This window comes from Amycolatopsis sp. 505 (genome assembly GCF_031625235.1).
Taxonomy (GTDB): domain Bacteria; phylum Actinomycetota; class Actinomycetes; order Mycobacteriales; family Pseudonocardiaceae; genus Amycolatopsis.
The window spans coordinates 590041-609836 of the sequence record NZ_JACKQP010000008.1; the positions used below are offsets into that span (position 1 = coordinate 590041).

At 70.6% G+C, this 19796-nt stretch carries 18 protein-coding genes, 1 tRNA gene and 1 pseudogene; 7 read left to right on the forward strand and 13 right to left on the reverse strand.

Features of this window, described 5'->3' with window-relative positions; all coding sequences use genetic code 11:
• The first annotated feature begins 41 nt into the window (after positions 1–41).
• From H5965_RS30625 to H5965_RS30645, 5 genes are read left to right on the forward strand one after another with little or no spacing between them, the layout of a single operon-like run.
• Entirely contained in the window at positions 42–686 is a 645-nt protein-coding gene (locus H5965_RS30625) for a glycosyltransferase family 2 protein (RefSeq protein WP_310974205.1), read from the forward strand.
• Positions 683–1366, forward strand: a complete 684-nt coding sequence (locus H5965_RS30630; RefSeq protein WP_310974100.1) for a DUF2064 domain-containing protein — start codon at positions 683–685, stop codon at positions 1364–1366. Before H5965_RS30625 ends, H5965_RS30630 begins: the two co-directional genes overlap by 4 nt.
• Positions 1363–1995, forward strand: a complete 633-nt coding sequence (locus tag H5965_RS30635) for a class I SAM-dependent methyltransferase (protein ID WP_310974102.1) — start codon at positions 1363–1365, stop codon at positions 1993–1995. The genes H5965_RS30630 and H5965_RS30635 overlap by 4 nt, the downstream gene beginning before the upstream one ends.
• Positions 1992–3107, forward strand: coding sequence for a molybdopterin-dependent oxidoreductase (locus tag H5965_RS30640; RefSeq protein WP_310974104.1), 1116 nt, complete (start codon positions 1992–1994; stop codon positions 3105–3107). Before H5965_RS30635 ends, H5965_RS30640 begins: the two co-directional genes overlap by 4 nt.
• The gene (locus tag H5965_RS30645) at positions 3104–3841 is read left to right on the forward strand and encodes a hypothetical protein (RefSeq protein ID WP_310974107.1); all 738 of its coding nucleotides are present in this window, start codon (positions 3104–3106) and stop codon (positions 3839–3841) included. Before H5965_RS30640 ends, H5965_RS30645 begins: the two co-directional genes overlap by 4 nt.
• A gap of 139 nt (positions 3842–3980) precedes the next feature.
• Here the strand turns inward: H5965_RS30645 and H5965_RS30650 are convergent, their stop codons facing one another.
• The 8 genes from H5965_RS30650 to H5965_RS30685 form a co-directional block, all read right to left on the reverse strand.
• Positions 3981–5393 carry a trypsin-like peptidase domain-containing protein gene (locus H5965_RS30650; protein WP_310974109.1) on the reverse strand — a complete coding sequence of 471 codons (1413 nt, stop codon included), beginning with the start codon at positions 5391–5393 and terminating at the stop codon, positions 3981–3983.
• 71 nt (positions 5394–5464) lie between these two features.
• A complete protein-coding gene (galT, locus tag H5965_RS30655) occupies positions 5465–6547 on the reverse strand; it encodes a galactose-1-phosphate uridylyltransferase (RefSeq protein WP_310974114.1) in 1083 nt (360 codons plus the stop codon).
• Entirely contained in the window at positions 6544–7344 is an 801-nt protein-coding gene (locus H5965_RS30660) for a DeoR/GlpR family DNA-binding transcription regulator (protein ID WP_310974116.1), read from the reverse strand. The genes galT and H5965_RS30660 overlap by 4 nt, the downstream gene beginning before the upstream one ends.
• 177 nt (positions 7345–7521) lie before the next feature.
• Positions 7522–8931: a HAMP domain-containing sensor histidine kinase gene (locus H5965_RS30665; RefSeq protein WP_310974118.1), complete on the reverse strand. Its 1410-nt coding sequence runs from the start codon at positions 8929–8931 to the stop codon at positions 7522–7524.
• Positions 8928–9620, reverse strand: coding sequence for a response regulator transcription factor (locus tag H5965_RS30670; RefSeq protein ID WP_176174720.1), 693 nt, complete (start codon positions 9618–9620; stop codon positions 8928–8930). The genes H5965_RS30665 and H5965_RS30670 overlap by 4 nt, the downstream gene beginning before the upstream one ends.
• Before the next feature lie 66 nt (positions 9621–9686).
• On the reverse strand, positions 9687–10295 hold the full coding sequence (locus tag H5965_RS30675; protein WP_310974120.1) for a TRIC cation channel family protein: 609 nt from the start codon (positions 10293–10295) through the stop codon (positions 9687–9689).
• Positions 10296–10949, reverse strand: a complete 654-nt coding sequence (locus H5965_RS30680) for a response regulator transcription factor (RefSeq protein ID WP_003087851.1) — start codon at positions 10947–10949, stop codon at positions 10296–10298.
• Positions 10950–11129: 180 nt separating this feature from the next.
• Positions 11130–13091, reverse strand: a complete 1962-nt coding sequence (locus H5965_RS30685; protein ID WP_310974123.1) for a hypothetical protein — start codon at positions 13089–13091, stop codon at positions 11130–11132.
• Between the two features lie 216 nt (positions 13092–13307).
• Between H5965_RS30685 and H5965_RS30690 the strand changes: the two genes are divergently transcribed.
• A tRNA-Arg gene (locus H5965_RS30690) sits at positions 13308–13380 on the forward strand.
• A 712-nt stretch (positions 13381–14092) separates the two neighbouring features.
• Here the strand turns inward: H5965_RS30690 and H5965_RS46235 are convergent.
• From H5965_RS46235 to H5965_RS30710, 5 genes and pseudogenes are all read right to left on the reverse strand, one after another.
• Positions 14093–15142: pseudogene (locus tag H5965_RS46235) on the reverse strand (recombinase family protein); the annotation flags it as partial.
• Positions 15143–15440: 298 nt separating this feature from the next.
• A complete protein-coding gene (locus tag H5965_RS46240) occupies positions 15441–16061 on the reverse strand; it encodes an XF1762 family protein (protein ID WP_396136959.1) in 621 nt (206 codons plus the stop codon).
• Positions 15962–16600 carry a recombinase family protein gene (locus tag H5965_RS30700; RefSeq protein WP_310974127.1) on the reverse strand — a complete coding sequence of 213 codons (639 nt, stop codon included), beginning with the start codon at positions 16598–16600 and terminating at the stop codon, positions 15962–15964. The genes H5965_RS46240 and H5965_RS30700 overlap by 100 nt, the downstream gene beginning before the upstream one ends.
• The gene (locus H5965_RS30705; RefSeq protein ID WP_310974128.1) at positions 16582–17487 is read right to left on the reverse strand and encodes a DNA methyltransferase; all 906 of its coding nucleotides are present in this window, start codon (positions 17485–17487) and stop codon (positions 16582–16584) included. Before H5965_RS30705 ends, H5965_RS30700 begins: the two co-directional genes overlap by 19 nt.
• A complete protein-coding gene (locus tag H5965_RS30710; protein WP_310974130.1) occupies positions 17480–18436 on the reverse strand; it encodes a hypothetical protein in 957 nt (318 codons plus the stop codon). The genes H5965_RS30705 and H5965_RS30710 overlap by 8 nt, the downstream gene beginning before the upstream one ends.
• A gap of 293 nt (positions 18437–18729) precedes the next feature.
• Between H5965_RS30710 and H5965_RS30715 the strand changes: the two genes are divergently transcribed.
• Positions 18730–19752, forward strand: coding sequence for a hypothetical protein (locus H5965_RS30715; protein ID WP_310974131.1), 1023 nt, complete (start codon positions 18730–18732; stop codon positions 19750–19752).
• Positions 19753–19796: the final 44 nt, after the last annotated feature.

A 19796-nucleotide genomic window follows, 5' to 3' on the forward strand; every position in this document is an offset into this window, starting at 1 on the left:
TCCCGGACGGACTTACGGTCGGCGGCGTGACTGACTTGGAAGTGGACGTCGTCCTCCCCTGCCTCGACGAAGCGGCCGCGCTGCCCGGCGTGCTGGCCGGCCTGCCACCCGGCTACCGCGCGATCGTGGTCGACAACGGTTCGTCCGACGGCTCACCCGAGGTAGCGGCCTCGCTGGGCGCGAAGGTCCTCCACGAACCGCGTCGCGGCTACGGCGCGGCCGTGCACACGGGACTGGAAGCCGCCACCGCGGACATCGTGTGCTTCGCCGACGCCGACGGGTCCCTGGACCTCGCCGACTTGCCACAGCTGGTGAGCGCGGTCGGGCACTGCGCGGACCTGGCGGTCGGACGCCGGGTGCCGACCGGTCCCGGGGTGTGGCCGTGGCACGCGCGAGCAGGCAACGTCGTGCTGGCGTCGCTGTTGCGCAGCCGTGGGCTGCCGGTGCGGGACATCGCGCCTCTGCGCGCCGCGGACCGGCGGGCGCTGCTCGGCCTCGGCGTCGCCGACCGGGCCTTCGGCTACCCCCTGGAGCTGCTGATCAAGGCACAGCGAGCCGGGTGGCGGGTCCGCGAGTTCGACGTCCGCTACGGCGAGCGCGCCAAGGGCACGAAGTCGAAGGTGTCCGGGTCGGCTCGGGGGACGCTGCGTGCGGTGCGCGACTTCGGGCGGGTGCTGGCCCGATGACGCCGTTCGTCCTGCTGGTCGTGGCCAAGGCGCCGGTTCCCGGCTTCGCGAAGACCCGGCTCTGCCCACCCGCGACCCCGGCTCAGGCGGCCGAGATCGCCGCGGCCGCACTGCTCGACACGCTCGACGCCGTCTGCGCGGTCCCCGGCGCCTTGCCCGTCGTCGCGATGACCGGCGACCTCGGCGCCGCGGCCCGGGCCGCCGAGATCGGTGCGGCGCTCCGGCTCGCGACCGTCATCTCGCAGCGTGGCCGGGATTTCGGGGCGCGGCTGGCGAACGCCCACGCCGACGCCGCCGCGGTGCACGCCGGTCTGCCCATCCTCCAGATCGGCATGGACACGCCACAGGTGACGCCGGAGTCCCTCGCCGCGGCGGCCGCACCGGTCCGGCACGGCAGCCACGACTCGGTGCTCGGGCTGGCCGAGGACGGTGGCTGGTGGGCGCTGGGACTCGCCGAGCCACGGCATGCGCAGGCTCTCGTGGACGTCCCGATGTCCCGCGACGACACCGGCGAGCGCACGCTGCGCGCCCTCGCCGAGCGCGGGTTGCAGACACGACAGGCGTTCCGCCTGTCCGATGTGGACACCATGGCGGACGCGCGTTCGGTGGCGGCGGCGTGTCCGGGAGGCCGGTTCGCCCACGCCGTCGCGGCCGTCGGCGGACAGGCGGTGGCGTCATGACGGCCCCGGCGAGCGCCGGCCACGAGTTCGACCTCGGCCTGCTCGGGCACCGGTGCTGGCTCGAACTGGCCAACGGAGAGCGGATGGAGTTGGCGGTGGAACGCTGGGCGGAAACCTCCGAAGGCGACGACGTCCTGCTCGACGCGTGTTCCGGCCCCACCATCGACCTGGGGTGCGGGCCCGGGAGGCTGACCGCGGCACTGGCCGCGCGCGGGGTGGTCGTGCTGGGCGTGGACAGTTCGCGCACGGCCGTCGGGCTGACCCGGCGGCGCGGCGGAAGTGCGTTGAAGCGCAACATCTTCGACCGCCTGCCCGGCGAAGGGCGGTGGCGGCACGCCCTGCTCGCGGACGGCAACATCGGCATCGGCGGCGACCCGGTCACCCTGCTCCGGCGCACGGCGCGGCTGATCGCCCCCGACGGCGACGTGCTCGTCGAACTGGAGCCGCCCGGCCGGGGACTCCGGCACGAGCGCGTCCGGCTCCGGCCCGGTCACGCCGACGTCGCCTGGTTCACCTGGGCCTGGGTGGGGGTCGACGCGATCGCCGGAGTCGCCGCGCGTGCCGGGTTGTGCGTCGACCGGACCACCCGGCACGGTCACCGCTGGTTCGCGCGATTGGAGCGAGCGTGAAACTCCCGATCCCGGCGGAGGAGCAGTTCCGGGCGCCGGCGCACCACGAGCGTGTGACGTCGAAGATCGGCCTGGCCCTGGCGATCACGTTCACGACGTGCTTCCTGACGGGCTTGCTCAGCCACCTCATCCAGCACCCACCCGAGTGGTTCTTCTGGCCGAGCCGGCCGGTCGGGCTCTACCGCGTCACGCAGGGGTTGCACGTGATCTCGGGCGTGGCTTCGATCCCGTTGCTGCTGGCGAAACTGTGGAGCGTCTACCCGAAGCTGTTCGGCCGGCCGCTCGTCCGCTCGCTGCCGCACGCCCTTGAGCGGCTGTCGATCCTGGTGCTGTCCGGCGCGGCGTTCTTCGAGCTGACGACCGGGCTGCTGAACGTCGCGCAGAACTACCCGTGGGGCTTCTACTTCCCGCAGGTGCACTACGCGGTCGCGTGGCTGGCGATCGGCTCGATCCTGGTGCACGTCGCGGTGAAGCTGCCGATCATCCGCCGTGCCCTGAGCCGGGGCACCGTCGAGGAACCACCGGCGGAAGGGCTGTCGCGACGGGGTTTCCTGGTGACCACCGGGCTGGCGACCGGCGTCGCGGTCGTGGCCACCGCGGGCGCGACGGTCCCGTTCCTGCGCGGCGTCTCCGCCCTCTCCTGGAAGACCGGCAAGGGTACGCAGAACCTGCCGGTCAACCGCACGGCGGCGGCCGCCGGTGTCACGTGGTCGCCGGCCTGGCGGCTCTCGGTGGTGACCCCGCGCGGCACGACGAAGTTCTCGCTCGACGACCTGCGCGCCCTGCCCCAGACGACGGCCGAGCTCCCGATCGCGTGTGTCGAGGGCTGGAGCCAGTCGGCCACCTGGCGCGGGATCTCCCTGCCCACGCTGCTGAAGGCCGTCGGCGCGACACCGGGCACGGCGGTCCGGGTGTCCTCTTCGGAGCGTGGCGGGCTGTACGGCGTCAGCGTCCTCCCCGGCGAGCACACGGCCGACGAGCTGACGCTGCTGGCCCTGGAGCTGAACGGCGAGGTCCTCGCCCCCGACCACGGCTTCCCCTGCCGCATCATCGCCCCGAACCGGCCCGGCGTGCTGCAGACGAAGTGGGTCACGAAGCTGGAGGCGCTGTGAAGACCGCCCGCGCGCTCCTTGCGCTGCCCGGCCTCGCGGCACTGGCCTGGGGTGTGGTGCTGTTCGCCGAGTACGCGCTGCCCCTGCGTCCCGACGTCTTCGGCACGGTGGGCTGGATCATCGGCGGCCCGCTCGTCAACGACGCGATCATCGCCCCGCTGACGGCCCTGCTCGGCTTCGCCCTGTCCCGGCTCCTCCCGCCCCGCTGGCGAACCCCCGTCGTGGCGGGCACGGTCATCACCGCCACGCTGGCCATCCTGGCGTTCCCGCTGCTCTGGCGCCCGTACGGGACCCCACCGATGCCCGGCCTCCACGACACCAACCCGGCCCCGGCCCTGGCCGTCACCTTGGCCGCAGTCTGGCTCGCGGTGGTCCTGACCGCCCTCCGCCACCGTGTCGTCCCCCCAATCACACGTGATGTCCCTCCAATCACGAGTGATGACCCTCCAGACACGCGAGATGCCCGCCCCGGCACGCCAACCGACCGTCCAAGCACGCCGGCCGACCCTCCCGGCACACCAGCCGACGGCCCGGGCACGCGACCAACCCCGGCCGCTCCTCCAGGCACACCGGCCGGCTCTCCGGACACGCGGCCTACCCCGCCCCGCGACCCGGCCGACCTTCCAGACACGCCACCCGACCCTCCAGATACGCGGCCTGCCGAGTCCGCCTTCCCGGCCAACCCTCCAGGCACGCAAGCCGACCGCCCCGGCACGCCGGCCGACCGTCCCTGACCCGGGCACAAATGCGGCCACGCGCGACCGGCATCGAGTGCCTGGTCGCGCGTGGCCTTGTGGGTCCGGCCCCGGATACGGGGGTCGAGCCGAAGTTGGTCTCGGCCGCGCCAGGGCGGCCGAGCGTCTGGATCAGCAATCAGTTGGGCTGGACCGGCTGGCCGCCGAAGGTGACCTCGACCGTGCGGCCGTCGGCGAGCGTGAACGTCGCCTTCTCGTCCGGGGCCCGGGTGCGGACCGCCGCGACCAGCGTGTCGGCCGAGTCGATCGGGCGGTCGTCGATCTTGGTGACGACGTCGCCCGCCTTCAGGCCGGCCTTCTCCGCCGGGCTGCCGGCCTTGATCGCGCCGAGCTCGGCGCCGCCCTGCGGGGCGTCCTTGACCTCCGCACCGATGTAGGTCTGCACCGCCTGGCCGGTCTTGATGATCGTGTCCGCCGTGCGGCGGGCCTGGTCGATCGGGATGGCGAAGCCGATGCCGACGTTGCCACCCTCGGACGCGCCCTGGCCCTGACCACCCGACTGCGGGCTGTAGATCGCCGAGTTGATGCCGATGACCTGGCCGGACATGTTCGCCAGCGGACCGCCCGAGTTGCCCGGGTTGATCGCCGCGTCGGTCTGGACCGCGTCCATCACCGTGGTCTGGTCGCCGCTGCTGCCGCCCGCCCGCACCGGCCGGTGCAGCGAACTGACGATGCCCGACGTCACCGTGCCGGCCAGCTCGAACGGCGAGCCGATGGCCACCACGGACTGGCCGACGCGCAAGTCGTCGGACCGGCCGAGCTCCACCGGGGTCAGGTTGCTGACGCCGTTGACCTTGACGACCGCGATGTCGGTCGTCGGGTCGCGGCCGACGATCTTGGCGGCGGCCTTCTTGCCGTCCTGGAACACCGCCTGGATCTGGCCGCCGTTCGCGCCGACCTCGACGACGTGGTTGTTCGTCAGGATGTAGCCGTCGGTGCTGATCACGAACCCGGAGCCTTCGCCGGCCCCCTGCTGGCCGCTGACCTGCAGCTCGACCACGCTGGGCGACAGCTTCTGCGCAACGGACTCGACCGAGCCGGCGGGCGCGTTGCCCGTCTGCTGGGCCGGCTTCGGCGCGTCGAGCGCGTTGCTGGACGAGCCGGACGACCCGCCGGTCAGGTACCCGACCGCCCCGCCGGCGATGCCGCCGACCAGCAGCGCGACCAGCGCGACACCGGCGAGCAGCTTCCCACCGGAGCGCTTGGGCTCGGGCGGCGTGGCCACCGGGTAACCGCCGGTGGCGGGCTGCCCGTACGGGTTCGGCGGCGGGTAGACGCTCTGCTGGGTCTGGCCGGACGGCATCTGCGCGCCCTGGGCCGACCACGGGTTCGCGCCCTGCCCGCCGTACGCCGGATCGGCCCCGGTCACCGCGTGGTAGGAGGGCTCCGAATACTGCGGCGCACCGCCGGACTCGGGCTGGGCCTGCTCACCGTACGGGTTCCCCGCCCAACCGCCCTGCGCCGGCTGCTGGCCGGTCTCGGGGTGCCTCGGCGCCGCGGGGTCGTGTGCGCTGGGGTCGTTCTCGGTCATGTCCTCACCTTGCGCGATGGTCCTGAGAGGTTCCTGAGCCGAACCTGTGCATCGCAGATGAGTATGGCCGCTCAGCCCGCCGCGCGGAGCCGTTCCGCGATCTGCTCCGGCGTCGCGTCGTTGATCCACACCGCCATGCCCGATTCGGACCCCGCCAGGTACTTCAGCTTGTCCTTCGCGCGCAGCACGGAGAACAGTTCCAGGTGGAGCCAGCCGAGCTCGCGGTCGCGGCGCACCGGCGCCTGGTGCCACGCCGCGATGTAGGGCAGCGGCCGGTCGTACAGCGCGTCGCAGCGGCGCAGCACGTCGAGGTAGACGTCGGCGAAGTCGTCACGCTCGGCGTCGGTCAGCGCGGGGATGTCCGGGACCTGCCGGTGCGGCACGATCTGGACCTGGACCGGCCAGCGCGCCGCCGGCGGCACGTACGCCGTCCAGTGCTCGCCGGAGGTCACCACGCGTGCGCCGGACTTGCGTTCGGCCGCTAACACGTCGCCGAGCACCGGGCGGCCGTGTTCGGCCTGGTAGGCGCGGGCGACGTCGAGCATCCGCTCGGTCTTCGGCGTGACGAACGGGTAGCCGTAGATCTGCCCGTGCGGGTGCGACAGCGTGACGCCGATTTCCTCGCCGCGGTTCTCGAACGGGAAGACCTGCTCGACGCCGGGCACCGCGGAAAGCCCGGTCGTGCGGTCCGCCCACGCGTCCACCACGGCCCGCACCTGCTTCGCGCTCAGCTGCGCGAAAGAACCGTCGTGGTTGCTGGTGAAGCAGACGACCTCGCAGCGGCCGCGCCCGGGCCGCACCGGCACCAGCCCGAGACCATCCACAGTGGACGGCTCGCCGACGACGTCCTCGGCGAAGGACGGGAACCGGTTCTCGAAGACGACGACGTCGTAATCGCTTTCCGGGATCTCGCTCGGTTTGCCGGGCTTGCTCGGGCACAGCGGGCAGAGGTCGGCCGGCGGCTTGTAGGTCCGCGTCTGGCGGTGCGCGGCCATCGCGACCCACTCACCGGTCAGCGGGTCCCGCCGGATCTCCGACGCGGCCGAAACCGGCGGCAGGTCGCGGGTGTCCTCGGCGACGCGGTCGGGCGCGCCGGGCTGGTCGAAGTAGATGATCTCCCGGCCGTCGGCCAGGTGTCGTACGGTGCGCTTCACGCTTCTTGGGCCTCGTCCGTCTCCGCCGTCTCGGCGATCATGAGTTCTCCCGCCCGTTCGGCGAGAACTTCCTTGGCCTCGTCGGGAATCCCGTCATCGGTGACGACGACGTCGGCCTCGTCCAGGTCGGCGATCGTCGAGATCCCGACGGTGCCCCACTTGGTGTGGTCGGCGAGCACGACCAGCTTGCGCCCGGCCTCGACCAGCGCGCGGTCGGTCTCGCTCTCGGTGAGGTTCGGGGTCGTGAAGCCCGGCCCGTCGGCCATCCCGTGCACGCCGAGGAAGACGGCGTCCAGGTGCAGCGACCGCAGGCTGTGCACGGCGACCGGCCCGACCAGCGCGTCCGAGGGCGTCCGCACCCCGCCGGTGAGCACGACGGTGCGGTCCGGCTGCGTCGACCCGCGGAGCACGTCGGCGACCTGGATCGAGTTGGTCACGATGGTGAGCCCGGGGATGGCGTCGAGCGCCCGGGCGAGGGTCCACGTGGTGGTGCCGGCGGAGAGGCCGATCGCGGTGCCGGGCCGGACCAGCGTCGCGGCGAGCTCGGCGATGGCTTCCTTCTGCGCCCGCTGGCGCACGGACTTGGCTTCGAAGCCGGGTTCGTCGGTGCTTTTGCCGATGACCGAAGTGGCGCCGCCGTAGACCTTCTCCACGAGCCCGCGCCCGGCGAGGACGTCGAGGTCGCGGCGCACCGTCATGTCGGACACGCCCAGCCTGGTCACGAGGTCGCTCACACGGACCGCACCGGTCCGGCGTGCCTCTTCCAGGATCACCGCCTGTCGCTGACGCGCCAGCACCGTTCACTCCGTCCGTCGAACCTCAACCACACAAAATCCTACACGATTCAACACGAGATCCGCAGGAGCAGCGTGGGTGAACTTCGAAACAACAGGTCAGGGCAGGCGTGCGCCGACCAGGGTGAACAACACCACCAGAGGAAGCGCGAACAAGCAACAGCCGACCACGAGCGGGTCTCAGCCGGGCGCTCCCGGCAGCCGGATCGTCATCAACGCGCCGCCTTCGGGCGCCCGCGAGGCGTACACCGCGCCGCCGTGCCGCTCGGCCGCGTGCTTCACGATCGCCAGGCCGAGGCCCGAACCAGGCAGCGTCCGCGCCTCCGACGAGCGGTAGAAGCGGTCGAACACCTTGGGCAGGTCCTCTTCGGCGATGCCCGGCCCGGCGTCGGCGACCTCGACCACGGCGGTGCCGTCGCCGAGCGGGTACAGCCGCACCCACACCGTCGCGTCGGGCGGCGAGAACTTCACCGCGTTGTCCAGCAGGTTCAGCACCGCGCGCTCGAGCGAGCTGTTGTCGCCGGTAAGCACCCACGGCTGCAGCGAGACGTCGAAGTTGATCTCACCCGCCCGGCGCCGCGCCCGGTCGAGCGCCCGCTCGACGACCTCCAGCAGCTCGACGCGCTCGAAGCGCTCGCGCGGCTCGTCCTGGCGCGCGAGCTCGACCAGGTCGCCGATGAGCTGCGTCAGCTCGTCGAGCTGCCCGCTGATGTCCGCGACGATGTCGACGCGGTCTTCGTCCCGCAGCGGCGGCGCGCCCGGCTTGCTGGCGGCGAGCAGCAGCTCGAGGTTGGTGCGCAGCGACGTCAGCGGCGTCCGGAGCTCGTGGCCGGCGTCCGCGACCAACTGGCGCTGGCGTTCCTGCGAGTCCGCGACCGTGCCGAGCATGGTGTTGAACGTCTGGGTGAGACGCGCGAGTTCGTCGTCGCCGCTGACCGGGATGGGCCGCAGGTCGCCGGTCTTGGCGACGCGCTCGGCGGCCGACGTCAGCCGGTCGACCGGACGCAGGCCGGCGCGCGCCACCGCCGTGCCCGCCGCGGCCGCGACCAGGATGCCGGCGCCGCCGATCAGGAAGAGCACCAGCGCGAGCTCGTTCAGCGTGCGCTTGGTCGGGCCCATCGACTGGGCCAGCACGATGGCCTCGCCGTGCCCGGTCGGCAACGCGACCACGCGGCTGTCGGAGCGGAAGTCCGTCCGCAGCGACTCCGCCGAATCGCCGTTCGCGACCGCCAGCTCGTCCTGCCCGAAGGGCGGCGGCGAGCTCGACAGCGGGTACGTCATCACCGCGTGCTGGACGTCGGGCGCCGCGTTGAGCTGCCCGATCTGCAGGTCGGCACTGGCCAGGAAGGCGCCGGGGACCTGCCGCAGCTCGGTCTGCACCTGCGGCGAGTCGGCCGCCGCCTGCGCGCGCGCCAGCAGGCTGTCGTCGAGCTGCTGGTAAAGGTTGCTGCGCACGACCATGTACGCGCCGATCGACACCAGCGCGACGGCGCCGGCGACACAGGCGGCGGCGAGCAGCGTCACCCGGCCGCGCAGCGAGAACCGGCGGGCTCCCCAGCGCGTGCCGCGGGGATCGCCGGGTTCGGTCACGGCGGGGTTTCCCTCAGGACGTACCCCACTCCCCGCACCGTGTGGATCAGCCTCGGCTCCCCCTCGGCCTCCGTCTTGCGGCGCAAATAACCGACGTAGACCTCCAGCGCGTTGCCCGACGTCGGGAAGTCGTAACCCCATACTTCCTCCAGGATCCGGCCACGCGTGAGGACGTGCTTCGGGTAGGAAAGGAACAGTTCCAGCAGGGCGAATTCGGTCCGGGTCAGGCTGATCTCGCGGCCGCCGCGGCGAACCTCCCGCGTGCCGGGGTCGAGGGTCAGATCCGCGAAGGACAGCACCTCCGACGCCTGGCCGTTCTGCCCCTCCGGCATGGCGCGGCGCAGCAGCGCCCGCAGCCGGGCGAGCAGCTCCTCGAGCGCGAAGGGCTTCGGCAGGTAGTCGTCGGCGCCGGCGTCCAGCCCGGACACCCGGTCGGAGACGGTGTCGCGCGCGGTCAGCACCAGGATCGGCAGGTCGTCGCCGGTGCTGCGCAGGCGGCGGGCGACCTCCAGGCCGTCGAGCCGGGGCATCATGACGTCGAGCACCATCGCGTCCGGCCGGTCGGCGATGATCGCCTCCAGGGCCTGCGCACCGTCACTGGCCAGCTGGACCTGGTAGCCGTTGAACTCCAGGGACCGCCGGAGCGACTCACGGACGGCGCGGTCGTCGTCCACCACAAGGATGCGCATGGCGCTAGTTTTACGCAGCGTGCTGAGACCCGCCTAAGAACACACGCAGAACTCACAAAGGATTTCTCACTCGGGACCCCGCGCGACCGGCGCGTTCCAGTGCCGCCAGAGCGCGACCATCCGGAGGGAAACCACGACGGCGGCCGCGACGACGGTCACCGGGCCGCCGGGCAGTCGCACAGCGTGACCGACGGCGACGAGAGCCGAGCCGGCCAGCGCGGCCACGGCGTAGATCTCCTTCCGCAGGACGAGCGGGATTTCCCGGAGCAGCAGATCCCGCACGGCCCCGCCGCCGATGCCGGTCGTCATCCCGATCAGACACGCGGCGTAGACGGTGGCGCCGGCGTTGAGCGCGATGGTCGTCCCGGCGGTGGCGAAGACGCCGAGCCCGAGCGCGTCGGCCAGGAGAACGCCCCGCCGCAGCCGCGCGACCTGCGGGTGGAACACGAAGACGACCAGCGCGGTCCCGGCGCAGACGGCGAGGTAGGGCCAGTTCCGCAGCGTCGTGGGCGGGTGGATGCCGAGCAGGACGTCCCGGATGACTCCGCCGCCGAGAGCGGTGGTGAGCCCGACCACGACGACGCCGAAGACATCGAGCCGCGCCCGCACCGCGGCGAGCGCCCCGGACGCGGCGAAGGCGACGAGCCCGACGAACTCCAGCGCCGTGAGCAGCATCTATTGGTCGAGCAGCCCACCGCGGTAGGCCAGCAGAGCGGCCTGCACCCGGTTCGCGGCCCCGATCTTGGAGAGCACGGCGGAGACGTACCCCTTGACGGTGGCCTCCGAGAGGTGCAGCCGGCCCCCGATCTCGGCGTTGGAGAGGCCTTGCCCGATGAGCGCGACGACCTCGCGTTCCCGTTCGGACAGCGACGCGAGCAGCTTCCGGGCGGGCTGAGCGGCGCGTTGTTCGTCCCGGTGCGACTGAACCATCCGCGCGGCCACGCCCGGATCCAGCACGGCGCCCCCGCGCGCAAGGTCCCGGACCGCCCTGAGCAGCGCCGCGGGATCGATGTCCTTGAGGAGGAAGCCGTTGGCGCCGAGCCGCAGAGCGAGACTGACGTACTCGTCGATGTCGAAGGTGGTCAGCATGGCCACGGTGGGTGGATCGGGGAGGGCGAGGATGGCCCGGAGTGCACGAATGCCGTCGTCCGGGGCCCGCATCTTGATGTCGAGCAGGGCCACATCGGGGTGGTACCGCCGGGCGACCTCCACCGCGGATCTGCCGTCGCTCGCCTCGCCCACGATCTCGATGTCCTGGGCCCCGGACATCATCGCGCGCAACCCCGAGCGCACCAGTTCCTCGTCGTCGGCGAACATGAGCTTGATCAACGAAGCCCTCCGCAACAGCCGGTGGAGGCGGCTCCCCGCATCCCGTTAACGAAGGTTACCTACTGTTGTTCAGCAGTTCGAAACCAGACACGACCAGGTGAGGCACTGGTCCGTCCAGGTCAGGTCGGGTCCGCCGTCCGGCTGGGTGTATCGGGCCTGTCGGCTGCCCGTGAGAACCACTCACCTGGGTGACGACGAGAGTCGGGCGACCTCCTCGAACACTTCGGCCAGTTCGGCGATCCCCACCCCGTCCGGATGACCCGAAGTGGTGATCGCTTCCGCCAAGTGCGCACGTTCGTCGGCGGGCACCTCGACAAGCGTCGAAGCCGTCGCTTCCGGCCCGGCCGTCTCCAAGAGAACGAGGAACTGTTCGGTGATGCCGAGCAGCCCCTCGCGGGCATCAAGGTCTTCGAGAGCCAGGTCTCCACGCTCGACCAGCAACTGCGTCGCAATCGGACCCAATGCCGGGTCGGTGCGCAGACCGCGCAGCACCGCGTCGCCGTCCGGCAGGGAATCGACCAGGATCTGAAGCATGACGGACGCCCGCGTGCGGAACGGGCACCTGCGGACGGCGTCCAGCAGCATCGGCAGCCCCGTGTCCCGGCCACCGTGCGCGGCCAGCCAGCCGTCGATCTCCGCTCCGGCCCAGTCTTCACTGAAGTGCTCCGAGACCCCGCCCAGCATGGCAGCGGGAGAGGCGCCGGCGAGTTCACCCACCAGTGGCGCGACCCGGCCTTCTCGCAGCAGCCGTTCCCGGATCGCCCAGGTTCCCAACGGAGTGAGAGCGACCAGCTCGAGCGACGGCGCACCGAGAGCGGCCCGCAAGCGGTCTTGCGCTTCGGGCGTCAGTTCGGGGTTCTCGGGCACCAGGTCCATGGTGTACATCGGATCGGCCGGCCCCGTGGTCAGCTCGACCGCCCCGAATCCGGCCAGCACGACGAGCAACCGGCGGAACTCGCCCATGAGCCCGTCTCGCCAGATCGCCTCGATCGACGGTTCGAGATCGACACAGACACCTTCGACACAGGCCAGCCAGACACTTTCGGCGAGCCGGACCACGGGCATCGGCTCGGGCATGCCGTAGATCGTGTTGAGCACGTCCGGCAGCACGAAGTCGAGACAGTCGTCGAGCAACAGGGCGTAGTCGGGGCCCCAGCCGCTGTCCTTGACCAGCAGACCCCGGCCGGGAAGCGCGTCGAACGCCGTCCTCCACAGAGCGAGGGCGTCATGGAGTAGTGGCGCCGCCTTCGCCACGCGGACCAGCTTGCCCTTGACCACCCGCACGATCCGCGCGCGCTTCGCGAGTTCGAACAGGATGGCGAGGTTCGGCAGATCGGCGCTGCTGCGGACCCGCTGGACCTCGCGACCCAGCTCCCACTCGAGCCGATCACCGGTGTCCAGCAGCGGCACGAGCTGTCGCGCATCGGCGAGCTTCAGGGCACCGGTGCCGGTCAGCGCCCGGCCGTCACCCACCCACTCGACGAACTTCCGCAGCTTGACCACGAGCGAAGAGCGCTCCGCGGCAGCGCCGAGTTCCGCCTCCGCGGGCAACGACACCGGTAGTTGCGGAAGTGCCCGTCCGGTCTGCTCACCGAGGTGCCTGCCGGCAAGCCCGGCGACCAGTTCGGCGTCGTACGGGTGCTGCCCCGCCCGCACTTCGGCGAGAAAGGCATCCATGGCCTCGGAGTCCACAGGGTCGACCCCGTTCCGCATGGCGGTCATCACCCAGTACTTGGCAATACCGAAGTTGCGTTCATCGGCCATGGCGGCCGGAAACTCGGCCGCTGCCTTCCCGACGGCGTCCTCGAGGTCGGCGAGCGAGTCGCCGGCGGGGTCGGCCAGCTCGGTCTCGTGCAGATACCGGAGGAACAGGCGCAAGGTCTCGGGAAGGAGCACGGCGTCGCCGGCCTCGGCCGACAAAGTGCGCGGGACGTAGGAGAGGAGGAAGTCCCGAACCAGCGCGGCAGTCCAGTAAGCGAGCCGCCCGTCAACCGAGGTGTGCCGGAACTCCAACGCCGACACGACGGCATACGGATCGACCTCCCACCCCTGTGCGGCCGCCCAGCCGGAGAAGCGCCGGACCAGCAGACCTTGCCCCGCTGCGTAGCCCTCGTGGTCATCCTCGTCGTAATAGGTCCGCACCCCGGCTCCCGTCCTGTCGACCGCCGAACACGGTAGCGCCGAGACCGACCCCGGCCGTGCCGGGATGACTTCACCCTGCCAATCGCCGCGCCTCAGTTCACCACAATGGGTAACGCGTCGTCACCGCTCGCAGTATCGGCCCTGGGGCTCGGCGCTCGTCCGCAGGCCCCACCACCCGCTGTGCCGACTGTCGGGTAACCTGTCCGAGGTAAGCAGGCCCTCGTAGCTCAGGGGATAGAGCACCGCTCTCCTAAAGCGGGTGTCGCAGGTTCGAATCCTGCCGAGGGCACTCCAAGGATGGGAACGGGAGAGATGTCGGACATGACATCCTCCCCTTTCTTGTTTTCACGATTGCGCCGTTCGAGCCGCCTGTCTCGGTCGAACGGCAAGATGGACGCTTCGTGAGCAGCCTGGCGTGCCGCCGCGACGGTCGGCCCGAGCAAGGTGACCGTGCACTTCACCCGGTTGGTGCTCTTGCAGTAGCGGAGTTCGAGCCGGAGGGCTTCGAACAGCCGCCGAGCGACGTCCTCCGGTAGCTCCTCCACCTGGACCTCCCCCATTGGCAAGGCATCAAGCAGGTCGGGGTTGGCCGTCTGCTGGTTCTCCTCTTCGACTTCGGCAAGCTGGGCTTCGAGCTGGACTTTGCGTTTGTGAAGCCCGTCGCGTTCCTCGTTGACTTCGTCGACGAGGTCCTTGGTCGGCCTGTCGAACAGAGCCAAGCTGCGGACGAGGTTCTTGATCATGCGCGTGGTGTCGTCGATCTCGCGGCGCAAGGCATCGATGCGCTGCTGCCGCTCTTGCTTCGCGGCGGCACCGAGTTCTCGGGCGGTGTCGCCCAACAGGCTGCGACGGTAGGAGCCGAAGACGTGCGCGGACAGGAACTCGTTGAGCTTGGCGACGATCGCGTCTTCGCGGATCCAGAAGCTGCCCGCGGCCGGGTGTCCCCCCGGGACGTAACCCTTCTTCGGCGCACACACGTAGTAGGCGTGCCCACGACGAGTCTTGCCGTTCATGCGTCGGCCGCAGCCGCCGCAAAACAGGTAGGTGCGCAACAGGTAGCTGCGTTTGGTCTGGGGATGCTTGACGTTGGTGTTGCTGGTGCTGCGGGACCCGAACCGATGTCGGCTGATTTCCTGGGCCTGCAGCCAATCCTCCAACGTGACGAGAGCTTCGTGAACCCGCTGCGCGGACCAGATCCACTCCTCGACAGGATTGAACTGGTTGCCGCGGGACTTGCGGCCGCGCACGTTCCACACCATGTGCCCGGTGTACTTCGGATTAGTAAGGACGTCGCGCACGTTCGAGGAAGTCCAGTGGCCGACGGCACGCTTCGGGTCGACCGGAACCGGCGGCGGGTAGGTGGCGGGGTCGCGGTTGAGCCGGTCCGCGATCGCCTGATAGCCAAGGCGTTCAGTGATCCGCCAGTGGTACGCCTTCCGCACCGCGGGCGCCTGCGCGGAGTCGACTTCGAGGAAAGTTTTCTTGGCGCCCTTGGCCCGCTTGGCGGGAACGGGGTGCGGGACGTGCCGGGCGCGGTAGCCGTAGCAGGGCTTGCCGATGTTGTAGCCGGCCTCGGTGTGGACGGCGTAGCCGTCCCACGACTTCTCCAGCATGTCGACGACGTAGAACTCGGACAGGGTCTGCTTCACCCGCCGCGTGAGCAGTTGAGTGGCCCGCTTGGGTTTGCGTCCGTCCACCAGCCCAAGCTGGAACGGTTCGTCGGAGGCCAGCAGGCGCACTCCGGCCTGTTCCAAGCGGTGCTCGATGGTGGTGCCGTAGTACATGTGCCGGGCAGTGCGCTCGATCGACTCGCAGATGACGTAGTCGAAGCGCCGATCCTGCCGCTGAGCTTCGGCGAGAAGGTCCTGGATTCCGCCGTCACGCGGGACGGGGATCTCGAACTGCTCGTGGGCGCGGCCGCTCCCGCGGGCGTCAAGGTCCATGCGCCCGGACTCGACGTCATAGAAGTGCGCGACGATCAAGCCATCCTCGGGCAAGGCGCGCTGCGAGTTCCCCAGCTGGCGTGGCAAGGACAAGGTTGGGTCCTGCATGTCCTTCGTGGACACGCGTCCGAGCCATGCGAAGCGAAGGAACGACGGCCGCGCCGCGACACCGGCCGAACCGCCACCCGCCGCTTCGCTGTAGGCGCTTCGCGCGCGTCCTACGCTGCGCTGTCCAGCCCACGCGCGGACTTGTTCCGGGCCTGCCACTGCGTTACCTCCCAGAGCACCCGTGCCTGCTCGCCAGCCAGACGCTGAGCCGCGTTTCCGTCTACGGTCTTGATTTCAACCACCAGCTCCGGTGGCTCGTCAGGAGCCAGCCGTCCGGTAACGTCGTCCCGGCGGCCGTTCACTGCCGACTTCGACGATCTCGGCCAGCTGTACCAGCTGAAGCAGCTGCGCGACAAGGTGAACCTTCTGGCACGGTCGCGCCCGAGCTGATCTCCCAGCGAGTCCGGCGGACGCCGTCGACCCCTCGGGACTGGCGCGGGCGGGACGTCGTCGTCCATCCCGACCGCGGTCGAAGGTCCGCCACGGGAAGCAGGCCAGCAGCCCGCAGGCTTGCACCGCTTTCTCCCGCCTGCGTGTAGCTGATGAGGCGCAGGTAGCCCATGGCACGAGCCGCGCGCCAGACCGCGCCGTAGAGCTTCGAGTTCGCGTTCGGCTCGCCGACGGTGCAGCTTCGTGTCACCTCCAGTGTGACGCCGTCGTCGAGACACCTCGCGACTGGACGACCGGCGGTCGCCACACCGACCAGTTCACCGCCGCGCGCGACGCCGATCGCGAACTTCATGCCGCGGGGTGGGCGGTGGTGGCGGTGGTGGGCGTCGATGAATTCGCATGCCTGCCGGAAGGTCAGGGGAACGATTGTCAAGCGCACCGCTGTTCCTCCCCTGCCCCGTGCTGAGCACGCCGGAACACGCGCTCGTCGACCAGCGGCTCGTGGACCATCGGCGCCGAGGTCACCCACTGCTCGACAGGAGCAGGACGACCGGCCGCCGTGCGAGCCCAGACCTGGCGCCCCGTGTACTTGACGTTGGTGACGATCCGCTGGACAGCTTTCGCCGTCCACCGCTCGCTCGGCGCCGGGTACTGGCGAAGGTCGGCGTTGAGGCGTGCCGCTATGGCGGCGAACGTCAAGCCGTCGTCGGCTCGCCACACGAAGATCTGCTTCACGACCGCGGCGGTCTGCCAGTCAGGGACCAGGACCACCCGCAGCTTGCTGCATCCGCCGGGATCGGTAACGCGGATGCGCAGCGCGCGGTAGCCGTAGGGCGGGGGCCCGATCTGGTAACCGGCACGGACGATTTCGATCATCGCCTCGCGGGCGCGGCGGGTTGTTTCGGCGTGGTGCCGAGCGAGCGCGTCCCGGCCCTCCGCGGCGACGCCAGGTCGTTTTGTCCACAGGTTTACCCACAGCCGGGACCACCGCTGTGGACGGGTCTCAGCCACCGGCGTGCCGGTGTGCTCGCAGCAGGAGAAGCGGATTGTCATGCCGCTCGCCTCCATCCCGCATGGACGGCGTCGTTGACTTCGGGCCGGGTCGGCCGGGGAACGCCGCTTGCCGCCGCGGCGGCAAGTTCGACATCGTGGGCGAGTCCGAAGACGAGCACCTCGTGGTGCGCCGGGAGCGCGGTCGGCGCGCCGGCGGCACGGGCTCGGGCAGCAGTCCGACGGGGAGAGAGCGAGGCGCGGGTGACCAGCCGGCTGCCGCGCAGTCCGGCGGTCAGGGCAACGCACCGCTCGACCGGCGCCAGCCCGGCCATGGTCGCGGCGGCGATGAGCGGGGTGGTCAAGTCGGCCAACGTGCTGTCCGGGCGCCGGCGCGGCCTTGCAACGATGACGAAGTGGCCGCCTGAGCGCAGCAGCGATTCGCTGTAGAACATCGTCGCGGCGACGTCAGCGAGCGCGGACTCGACCGGGTCGCGGTTTGGACCGTTCGCGGTCTCCGGTTCCATTCGAAGGGCGGTCAGCACGAGTCCGACTCGCCCGATCAAGCCAGCGGCTCGGGCAGTCGCGAGGACCTTCGGACGGGCATCGAAGACCGAGCCGTCGCGCCACGCCCCCGCGGTCTTGGCGGCGGTGACGTTGGCGCGGGCAAGGGACCACCACCGGGTGCGGCCGGTCAAGCCGAGCGCGTCCCGGCCGGCGCTCAGCGCCGCGGGCAGTACTGTCCCCGCACCGCAATCAGGATCGAGAACGAGGTCGCCGGGTTGGCTGTAGACGGCGATCGCGTGCGCGGCGACGGCAGGGGGAACCCGCTCCTCGTCGATCTCGGTACCGGGTACACACCCGGCGTCGCGCAGCTGCTCGAGCGGGCTCCGCTGCCCGGTCGGCCAGACCGAAAAAGGCGGCCCGTCGACCGACGATCGAAGTAATTTCAGCTGGTCATTCATCGGAGGTCTCCTCCCCTGCAACGGCGACCTTGGAGACCGGCTTGCGGGCGAAGACCAAGAGGTCGTCGTGCACCCGGGCGTGCCGCGCAGGCGGCACAGCGGGCTGCACGGGCGGTGCCGCGGCAGCGAGCGCCCCGTTACGAACCGGCGCGCGCAGCAAGGCGATGCGATCGAGGTAGCGCAGGCCGGCGCCCTGCGCAGCACGCACGAACGAGCCTGCGGGGTCGATGAGCCGACCCTCCGCACGATCACCATGCGTGATCACGGCGAGTATGCCGGTCGAGTTGAGCGCATCGGCCCAATCAGCCGGTCGGAACCAGTCGCCGGGCCGCGGTCCGGACGCGGTGATGATGAGGTCGTAGCGGTCCGGTTCGACGCCGGTCGCGGTCGTGTCCGGTCCGGACCGATCGCTCGCAGGCGGCGCAACAACCCCGACGCCGGTCGGACCGCCCGAGCCGGGTCCGAGGCCGGACTCGGACCCGGCCAACGCGTCGCCGTGGTGTTCCCCGATCGGATCCTGGGGCGCGACGGCGGTCTGGGTCTGGACTCGACGACCGAGTCGGACCACCGTCCAGCTGGCTTCGTGCAGCCCGCCGTACGGACCGGGCCGGGACCGGTGTCGATCGCCGATTGGCGAGGACGACGTGGAGGACCCGAGGTAAGGCGCAGGCGCGAGCAGGAGCACCCGCTGGCCCGGCTGCGTGTAGGCGGTGACGATCTTCACGACCGCAGTCAGCAACCAGCTCGCGAGCAGCCCGGTGCCTCCGAGGAGCTCGTCTTGCGCGCACGTCCAGACGGTGCTCGGCCGGACCGTTCGCGGACGACGCACGGTGCGCAGACGCCGCGCTCGCCGACGCTGCGGAAGCAGGATCGGGACGGTCGGCGGGTCGGCGGGAGCGTGCTGCGGCGAGCCAACCTCTGGACGTTCGTTGTCGTATGCCGGGGTCATCGTGGATCTCCTCCGACGGAAGGGTGCTGCGTGTTCTGACACCCCTTAACTCCGGCTGGAGGCCCGATTTTGGACACACCTTCGAGAAATCGACGGACACCTCAACGAGGACACCGCGCCGCCTACTAGAGGAATACTACGAACAGAGGTCAGTCATCATTTTCAAATTCAACTAGTCGATCTTCAGTTCGGACGATCGCCGAGCCGAATAGTAGGCCTCTAGCAGGGTGAGGACAGCCGCTAGTCGGCATCAAGCAATAGCACGGTATTTCCGTGGTACCGGTCGTGGATTCATGGCGTCGTTGTTGTTCGCATCGACGCCGTGGGAGTCACGACACATGGCAACTCAATCCGCTTTTCGTCGCCGTAACGACGAGGCCACCCCGAACTCTCTGGACATCGCCCGGAACACGTTCACCTGGCTGGTGACGGGACCGCATCCGGTGTCGCTGAACGGCCGGCTCTTCGCCGGCTTCCCGGACCGGCATGTCCCGCTCGACGAGGTCCGCGATCGCCTGCTGGCGCGCAGGTGCCCGCAAGCGACGCGCGACGCGGTGTGGGCGCATCTGGTGTTGCGCTCGCGAACCGAAGGAGCGACCTGGACGGTCGCCGCCGTGGGTGTTGCGCTGCCCGCCCTGACGTCGGCAGCGGCCACCTTGTCCCATCGGTTCGCCGGCGATCCGGCCGACGTTCACGCGGAGGTGCTGCGCGGCTTCCTGACCGCGTTGTCGACGATCGACCTCCGGCCGCCGCGGATCATGCTGCGGCTGCGGTGGGCCGCCTACCGGGCCGGCTACGACGCGCTGACCGAAGCGTTGGCCGGTCCGACTCCGGTCGCACCGGGCTTCCGATCCACCCCACCGCACGCGCCGTGGGGACACCCGGATCTCGTCCTCGCTCGCGCCGTCGCGGACGGAGTCCTGACCCGGACCGAGGCCGCGCTCATCGGCGCGACCCGGCTGGAAAACATGCCGGTGACGGACTGGGCCGCGCAGCACCAAACCGGTGAGTGGGCCGCCTACAAGACGCGCAAACGCGCCGAACGCCGGCTTGCCGAATACCTGCGCGAGGGCGCGGCCACGGCCGATCCGGCCGACCCGCTGAGCGACCAGGTGGCCGCCGCGGTGGCCCTGGCACGCCCCGTCACACCCGCTCGCGAGACGCCACGGTTGTCACCTTCCGTGTCCGACACCAACGGCGAATCGGAGCGGAAAGTTCGGCGCCGCGTGTCCAAAACGGACGCGGATTCCGGAGTTCAGGGCTGCGGGACGAACCCGCGCTCAGCCCGAACTTCGGAGGTGACCCAATGCGCCTGATCGATGCGGAGAGCGGGCCGCGTGGTGCTCGTCTTGACGGCAGC